We start from the raw sequence: 1,504 nt of genomic DNA on the forward strand, positions 1-1,504 counted from the left end.
TTGAGGCGCCTATCCGTTTGGCCGAGGCCGCGCGATGACAATGGGATTTGACGATGCTGGCGGGCAAAGGCGTCAGGTGCTGTCGGTTTTTGACTTCGACGGCACGCTGACCCGGCACGATAGCTTCGTCCCATTCCTGAAGTTTGCCTTCGGACCCCGGGAATTCAATCGACGCATTTTGCGGCTTGCGCTGCCAAGCGTTCGATTCCTGGCTCGGCGTTTGAATCGTGATGAGTTGAAAGCACAGCTGATCAGCACGTTTCTTACAGGCGTAGAAATGAAATGGGTGCAGGAGCAGGCCGTGAAATTCTGCGGGTTGTTTTGGGAACAGCTCATGCGCCCTTCAGGTTTAAAATCTGTCGCCGCCGAAGTAGAGGCAGGTGCAGTAGTTACTCTCTGCTCCGCGTCCCCAGCGTTGGTGCTCCAGCCGTTTGCGGATCGACTTGGCATCAAGTTGATCGGCACCGAGCTTGAGGCGGTAGACGGTCTGTTGACCGGACGCATGACTGGCAACAACTGCAGATGCGAGAACAAAGTACTCAGACTTGAGGCTGTGTATGGGCCGCTCGGCCAGTACCGGCTTAAAGCATGGGGTGACACCCGCGGTGATTTCGAGTTGTTGGCCGCGGCGCAAGAAGCACACTGGCGACACTTTCACCCCGCATGGCGCCGTCTTCGCCTGCGGGCAGATAGAAGCGGGAATTTGGGTGTGAGCAATGTCGCGCACGCTAACCTGCAAGTGGCGGTCAACCCTGATCGACACGCGAACACTGATGACCAACAAGGAGCGTAACCATGGCACTTACCCTGCAAAAACAGCAATCCATCTCCCTAGCTAAAACGGCCGGCAGTTCGCTGACCAGCATCAGCCTTGGTTTGGGTTGGGACCCAGTCAAGGCGGGCGGTTTCCTCGGCAAGATGTTTGGTGGTGGTTCCGAGATCGACCTCGACGCTTCCTGCATTTTGCTGAACAGCGATTACCAAAAAATCGACCTGGTGTGGTTCCGCCAACTGAAGTCCCAGGACGGTTCGATCAAGCACTCCGGTGACAATCGTACCGGCGATGGCGAAGGCGATGACGAGACCATTAATGTCGACCTGCAGCGCCTGCCAGCCTCCGTTAAGTACTTGATTTTTACCGTTAATTCATTCACGGGCCAGTCTTTTGAGAAGGTCGAAAAGGCCTACTGCCGTATCGTGAATGGCAGCAACAACACCGAGCTGGCACGCTTCAACCTTTCTGAAAAAGGTGGGCACACCGGCATCGTCATGGCGAGCCTGGCTCGCGAAAATGGCGACTGGGAATTCAAGGCGATCGGCACCACCACGAATGGTCGTACTGCTGACGACCTGATCACTCTGGCCGTTCAGGCGTTACGCTAATGGCTAATCTCGTACCTGGTGGTAATGCGCCGGTTGCCAGCGGCCAGCTTCGCGTTGATATCAATTACTCGCCTATCCCGGGGGCCGACATTGACGTATCGGCCTTCGCACTGGGCGCCTC

2 protein-coding genes and 1 pseudogene are annotated in these 1,504 nt (G+C 56.4%); all 3 read left to right on the top strand.

Annotated features, from left to right (window positions below):
* The first annotated feature begins 34 nt into the window (after positions 1–34).
* Positions 35–793 (top strand): HAD family hydrolase, encoded by a 759-nt coding sequence (locus tag FQ182_RS29570; RefSeq protein ID WP_042561213.1) that lies wholly within the window; start codon positions 35–37, stop codon positions 791–793.
* Positions 794–795: 2 nt separating this feature from the next.
* Positions 796–1,383, top strand: coding sequence for a TerD family protein (locus FQ182_RS29575; RefSeq protein WP_033896476.1), 588 nt, complete (start codon positions 796–798; stop codon positions 1,381–1,383).
* Positions 1,383–1,504: pseudogene (locus tag FQ182_RS30630) on the top strand (tellurium resistance protein TerA); the annotation flags it as partial. The gene FQ182_RS29575 and the pseudogene FQ182_RS30630, both read left to right, overlap by 1 nt.

The sequence above is a fragment of the Pseudomonas sp. ANT_H4 genome (assembly GCF_008369295.1).
In the GTDB taxonomy this organism is placed as follows: Bacteria; Pseudomonadota; Gammaproteobacteria; order Pseudomonadales; family Pseudomonadaceae; genus Aquipseudomonas.